The sequence below is a fragment of the Idiomarina sp. UBA4206 genome, from assembly GCF_002383015.1.
GTDB classification, from domain to species: domain Bacteria; phylum Pseudomonadota; class Gammaproteobacteria; order Enterobacterales; family Alteromonadaceae; genus Idiomarina; species Idiomarina abyssalis.
Window position 1 is genome coordinate 38,317 of record NZ_DFTS01000075.1, and the last position, 5,883, is coordinate 44,199.

7 protein-coding genes are annotated in these 5,883 nt (G+C 48.6%); 3 read left to right on the top strand and 4 right to left on the bottom strand.

Annotated elements, in window-relative coordinates:
* Positions 1-90: 90 nt before the first annotated feature.
* Together B3180_RS15355 and B3180_RS15360 are read right to left on the bottom strand one after the other, a co-directional pair.
* The gene (locus tag B3180_RS15355; protein ID WP_278358245.1) at positions 91-510 is read right to left on the bottom strand and encodes a PAS domain-containing protein; all 420 of its coding nucleotides are present in this window, start codon (positions 508-510) and stop codon (positions 91-93) included.
* A complete protein-coding gene (locus tag B3180_RS15360; RefSeq protein ID WP_286845368.1) occupies positions 507-1,535 on the bottom strand; it encodes a response regulator in 1,029 nt (342 codons plus the stop codon). Before B3180_RS15360 ends, B3180_RS15355 begins: the two co-directional genes overlap by 4 nt.
* Before the next feature lie 191 nt (positions 1,536-1,726).
* Between B3180_RS15360 and B3180_RS15365 the strand changes: the two genes are divergently transcribed.
* The 3 genes from B3180_RS15365 to B3180_RS15375 all read left to right on the top strand — a co-directional run bounded on the left by B3180_RS15365 (position 1,727) and on the right by B3180_RS15375 (position 4,243).
* A complete protein-coding gene (locus B3180_RS15365; RefSeq protein WP_054491155.1) occupies positions 1,727-3,058 on the top strand; it encodes a HipA domain-containing protein in 1,332 nt (443 codons plus the stop codon).
* Positions 3,051-3,329, top strand: coding sequence for a helix-turn-helix transcriptional regulator (locus tag B3180_RS15370; RefSeq protein WP_054491156.1), 279 nt, complete (start codon positions 3,051-3,053; stop codon positions 3,327-3,329). The genes B3180_RS15365 and B3180_RS15370 overlap by 8 nt, the downstream gene beginning before the upstream one ends.
* Positions 3,330-3,391: 62 nt before the next feature.
* Complete coding sequence (locus tag B3180_RS15375; RefSeq protein ID WP_278358247.1) at positions 3,392-4,243, top strand: thymidylate synthase; 852 nt, start codon at positions 3,392-3,394, stop codon at positions 4,241-4,243.
* Positions 4,244-4,447: 204 nt separating this feature from the next.
* Here the strand turns inward: B3180_RS15375 and lgt are convergent, their stop codons facing one another.
* Both lgt and B3180_RS15385 read right to left on the bottom strand, forming a co-directional pair.
* On the bottom strand, positions 4,448-5,236 hold the full coding sequence (gene lgt / locus B3180_RS15380) for a prolipoprotein diacylglyceryl transferase (RefSeq protein WP_199493650.1): 789 nt from the start codon (positions 5,234-5,236) through the stop codon (positions 4,448-4,450).
* A gap of 23 nt (positions 5,237-5,259) precedes the next feature.
* On the bottom strand, positions 5,260-5,883 hold a 624-nt coding region (locus tag B3180_RS15385; protein ID WP_286845371.1), incomplete at its 5' end, for a sulfite exporter TauE/SafE family protein.

The following is a 5,883-nucleotide window of genomic DNA, read 5'->3' on the forward strand; positions in this document are numbered from 1 at the left end:
AAGGCGACCACTATGTGTAACTGCTGAAAATGGTTAAGCGCTTGTTGTCCGTAAACACGGCTCACACCACCAAAACGCGGATCGGGTACTTCACTCATGACTGGGTTGTTCACTCACATCGTAGATAATAATGCCCACCTGATGAACTTCACCACGCGGGTTCTTAAGCGGAATTAGGGTCACGTTTTGGTACATCCATTCGCTCTGCCCACTTATGGGCCGGCTGTGGCGAAAACGAAACACGTAAGGACGTTGCTGCCAGGTAATAAACACCCGCGAGTTTAATTGCCGCACGCGGTCCATTTTACGCTGAAACCAGATCTCATCGATACCCGGGCAGCAGCAGAATAAATTCTTGTCGCGCACTTCGCTGGGTCGCAGACCGCTGTGGTTCTGCATAAACTCATTCCACATCTGAATATTGTTGTCGTTATCGACCACCACAATGCCTACATCAATGGCGCCCAGAATACTCAGCTTGCTGTGCAGCTCGTCCATATCGTCTATCATTGGTCATCCTCTTCGCTTTGCAGCCAGTGCGCCAGCTGCTGGTCGAGAATTTTCACAGCGTCGGCCGGGAACAGCAGTAAAAGGTCAAACGCCAGTTTGTGCTCCGGTAACTGATAGCCAATTTCTATGGCCAGAATTTTCTGCCAGCGCTGTTCGCCGTGCTTCAGTAGCTCCTGCATAGGCTGGTTTTCGCCCAGTAATACCGGCTGCGACGCCGCAAACTCCACATGCAACTGCTGACCTAAACCGTTCAAACAGGCAGAGGATAAAATAGAGGCCACGTCCATTAACGACTCAATACGTTGCTGCTTCACCGAACCGCTTTCGCCCAGTTTTGCACCTAACAGCTTACCAATGTCGTCAATAGCCGCTTCATTAAAGAGCGTTAAAGCCTCGCCTAAAATACCGCTGCCGGAAAACCCCTGACTCACCGCCGCCACTTGCTGTTTGGCGTCTATAGACTCGATGGCCATGTGCAGTTCAGAAGGCGCTATGAAGTTGACGTTAGGTACCGGCAGCTCAATAAAGGTATCCAGCACCCGGGCTAAGTGATCACCCGCCTGGCCCATGGCAACGTTTGAAACCTCGCGGTATACATCCAGCGGATTAGACGGAGCCTGGGTTTGTTGGTCGGCGACTTTTAGTTGTCTACCGGCCGGCTGGTAAAGGCCGAACTGCTGCAACAGAGTTTGTACGTCCTCGGCTTTCATCGGCTTTTTCACAAAGGCCATGGCACCTAATGACTGCACGCGTTTCTGCGCCTCAGGCTGTATGTCACCCGACACCACAATAACCAGAGTTTCTAACTGCTCGTCTTTGATGGCCTGCAGGGTTTCGTAGCCGTCTTTTACCGGCATGTTCAAATCCAGAAACAGAATGTCAGCACGCCCTTCACGCACACAAGTAAGCGCTTGCTCACCGTGCTCCGCCTGGTGTACCTCAGCGTCCCAGTCATCCGGCAACGTGCGCAACAGCTGTTTCCGCGCCATTTTCGAGTCATCGCACAGCGTGACTTTTAGCGTCATAGATTGAAATTCCCGGCCGTTAAAAACATGCCCCTAGTTTAACCTATGGTGCAGTCTGACGCCATGTATGTGAACCTCAGACTACAGCAGTTTGATTCCGAAAAAGATCGATAAACAATAAAATTACGGTAGATTGATTCCGATTTATAAGCTATTCTTACAAAATTACAGCAACAAACTGCCGGATATTAATGAAAAACGTAACACTTCAGCTATTTAACGAAGAAAAATGGTGGGACGCTGCCAACATCAGCTTTGCCGGTGAACAGATGGCAAGTGGTGTTACCTTAGCTTATCTTCCACAATACATTAAGGACGTGCACAGCTACGGCATGACAGACTGCTGGGCTTGTAGTGTTAATGCCCCCGTCACGATGACACCTATCGATTACGAAAGCTGGCCTGCATTACTTGACGATTTGCTGCCGGTAGGGAAGTCTCGGGACTGGTGGCTTAATTACCTCAATGTCAGTAGACGTAGCGAGTTTGAGCAGAATTATGCGTTATTAACCCACGCCTGCATGTCTCCCATTGGTAACCTGCGTATTAAAGAAGCCACTTCGCAACTGAACGCTCATAACACGCAGCGCTTTTCCATTAATGATGTTGCACAGTTACAACACGGTTTTCTGGAGTACGCAAATGAACAGGGGGCAGCTGTAGGTGGTGCTACGGGGGCTGGTGGTGTTGCTCCCAAACTGCTGCTTATGGTTGAAAATAACGAGGTCTATATTGATGGTGACTTTGCCGGTAAACGGCTTTCTGCAACCCCCTACCTGACCAAGTTTGCCCGGAATACTCGCTCTGCCAGAGACAATAATATTCTCCGCGCGGAAGGTGTCTTTTATCAGGTGCTGAGCAAGATACTGGAAGGTACCAGCATTGAGACAATTAATGTGTCTGGCATGATGACGCTGGAGCATGAATCTCAAGTAAGCCTTTGGCTTCCACGGTTTGACGTTCAAGTTGACAACTCAATAGCAACCAGGGTTGGCGTTGAAAGTATCTATTCGATGATTAATGCGGGACCCGGCAGTTACCAGGATCACTTTTTTGTCATGGAGAACATCTGGAATAAAATAAAAGCCACCACCCAGATGTCGAGCCAGGAGTTTGCTAAACAGTATCTGGCAAGAGATTTATTGAATTTAGCTTTCGGAAATTCAGACAACCACGGGCGTAATATCTCATTTTTAAAATTAGAGGGTGATATTCAATTTGCCCCTATCTACGACTTTGCGCCGATGAAAGCAGACCCTGAAATGGTCACCCGCTTATTTAAGTGGGGAAAAGATTGTGAAGAAGGCGGCATAGTTCGCTTTGATAACGTGGTTAAAGAGCTTACAGAGTATTGCAAACCTGATGAGTTGATGGCGTTCCTGAACAGCTTAGCGAAAAAGTTAATTGGTGTTCCTGTTTTATTAGAGCAGCATGGTTGTCCTCGCGAAATACTGGAGTTCCCTGCCATTGGTTTTAACAACCTTGAAAGTAAATTAGCAAGTTTCGGTGTACACAATGGATAATTTATCAATAGAAGATCGCAGAGCGATAATAAAAGATATAGAAGAGGCATTGGCTAGTGGCGATATCTCTCTCGGAGCTGCAATTAAGAGAATCAGAACGGAATTATATGGGATGAATCAGGCTCATTACGCAAAGTTTCTTGGGGTGGCCGATAGAACATTGCGCGACATTGAAAAAGGCAAGACCGATCCGCGTTTATCTATCATCGAAAAACTGCTTGCTCCCGCCGGACTTCGGCTCAGTGCCAAGGCTGTTAACCATAAGCTGTAGCCTGATGCCATTGCATCAGGTACGATATAAAACATTACGCACAACACAATTTTATATAAAAAATGAAACAATACTTAGAGCTGTGCCAACGCATTGTCGACGAAGGTGTTTGGGTTAAAAACGAACGTACAGGCATTAACTGCCTAACGATTATAAACGCCGACTTAGAGTACGACGTTGCCAACAACCAATTCCCACTCATTACCACCCGAAAGAGCTATTACAAGTCAGCTATTGCTGAGCTTTTAGGGTATCTGCGTGGCTACGACAGCGCGGCTCAGTTTCGTGATATTGGCTGCAAAACCTGGGACGCCAATGCCAATGAAAACCAGGCATGGCTGAATAACCCTAACCGCCAAGGCGAAGATGACATGGGTCGCGTTTACGGAGTACAGGGACGTTCATGGCAAAAACCGGACGGCAGCCACTTAGATCAGTTGAAAAAAGTAGTTAATAACCTGTCAAAAGGCATTGATGACCGCGGTGAAATAGTGACCTTCTATAACCCCGGCGAATTTGAATTGGGTTGTTTGCGCCCGTGCATGCATACCCACAACTTTTCGCTGTTAGGCGACACGCTTTACCTAACCTCATACCAACGCAGTTGCGATGTACCGCTGGGGCTTAACTTTAACCAAATTCAGTGCTTTGTTCTGCTGGCTTTGGTGGCACAGATTACCGGGCACAAACCAGGCAAGGCGTATCACAAGATAGTGAACGCTCACATTTATGAGAACCAGTTGGAGTTAATGCGAGATGTGCAACTAAAGCGCGAACCTTTCCCGTCGCCGAAGTTGCACATTAACCCTGAGATAAAATCTTTAGAAGACATTGAAACTTGGGTGAGCAAAGATGATTTCACGGTTAGCGGTTACCAGTGCCACGATCCAATAAAGTACCCATTTGCTGTATAGATTAGAACAGAGCTGGGGCTGATAAACGGCTGTTGGGGCGCATGTAAGCGTTATGAGTGTTGAGGGGCGCTATGCCAGAGTGTCGAAGGCCATGGATGGCCTTCGTCAAGCGTTCATGGATAAACTTGCAGCGTCTCTGGCATAGCGCCCCTTAACGCTCAAGCGAAACATGTGACCCAACAGCCGTGTCCCCCAAGCCCCGTTTTAAGCGCGGGGCTTGGCACGAACCATCAGAATGATACCCAGGATGATCATTGGCAGAGTTAGCCATTGACCCATGGACATGCCTAAAGACAGCAGGCCTAGGTGAGCGTCCGGTTCGCGGAAAAACTCAACTATGAAACGAGCCACACCGTAGCCGAGCAGGAACAAACCGCTGACAGCACCAACTCCGCGCGGTTTACGCTGGAACCAGATAATAACGGCAAACAACAGCAAGCCTTCTAACAAGGCTTCGTATAACTGCGACGGATGCCGCGGTACCGGTCCGCCGCTGGGGAAGTACATTGCCCATGGCACTTCGGCCGCACGGCCCCAAAGCTCGCCGTTAATAAAGTTACCAATGCGTCCGAAGAACAGCCCCATAGGCACTAATGGAGCGACAAAGTCGCCCACCTGCAGGAACGAACGTTGTTTTTTTCGGGCATAAAGGTACATAGCGGCAATAACACCCAGTAAACCGCCGTGGAAGGACATGCCGCCTTCGTGTATGTAAAACAAGTACAGTGGGTTATCAACAAAGCGTTCGAACTGATAAAAGAATGTATAACCGACACGGCCGCCGACAATAACGCCAATAAAGCCCCAGAACAGCAAGTCACTGAATTGTTCTTTGCTCCAGTTCGGGTCTTTTTCGGTTTGACGCATGCCCCAGAAATACGCAAAGGCAAAAGCGGCTAAGTAAGCCAGGCCGTACCAGCGAATGTCGATAAACCCAATACTGAAAATAACAGGATCAATGGCGGGAAACTGCCAATAGTCATTTGACGGCACTGCTTGTACTCCCTGCTTTATGGTTAATTAAAAATAAGTTGTATGGCAACCAGAATAAGAAAGGCTGCAAATACGCGCTGCAGCTGTTTTACCGGTAATTTGTGCGCCAGTTTAGCACCCAGCGGAGCGAATAACACCGAGGCTACGGAAATGCCTACCCAGGCCGGTATGTTGATTAACCCAAAGGCACCGGTTTCACGGCCTGACAACCAGCCGTTTAAAATAAACATAACCACCGAGCTGCAGCCTATGATAAAACTGCCCAGCGACGAAATGGCAATAGCCTGGCGCACCGGTAGCCGCATACGGCTTAAAAAAGGTACGGTGAGCGCGCCGCCACCAATACCCACCAAGCCAGAAATGGTACCAATAATGTAACTGCCTAAAGCCACTAAACGCTTAGATACCGAGGTTAATGGCTCGCCGGTTTTCTGCGGAAATAGCATGCGAATGGCCAGCGCAATTAATACAATGGAGAAAATGCGCTTTAACCAGTCGGGGTCAATAATGGTCACCAAAAACGCGCCGGTCATAGCGCCTAAAGATAACCCCGGAAGCACCCGAATAAGCCAGAAGTTTTCCATTAACCCGTGCTTTGCATGAGCGCGGGAAGCACTGGCAGTGGTCATACAAATGGTTGCCAGACT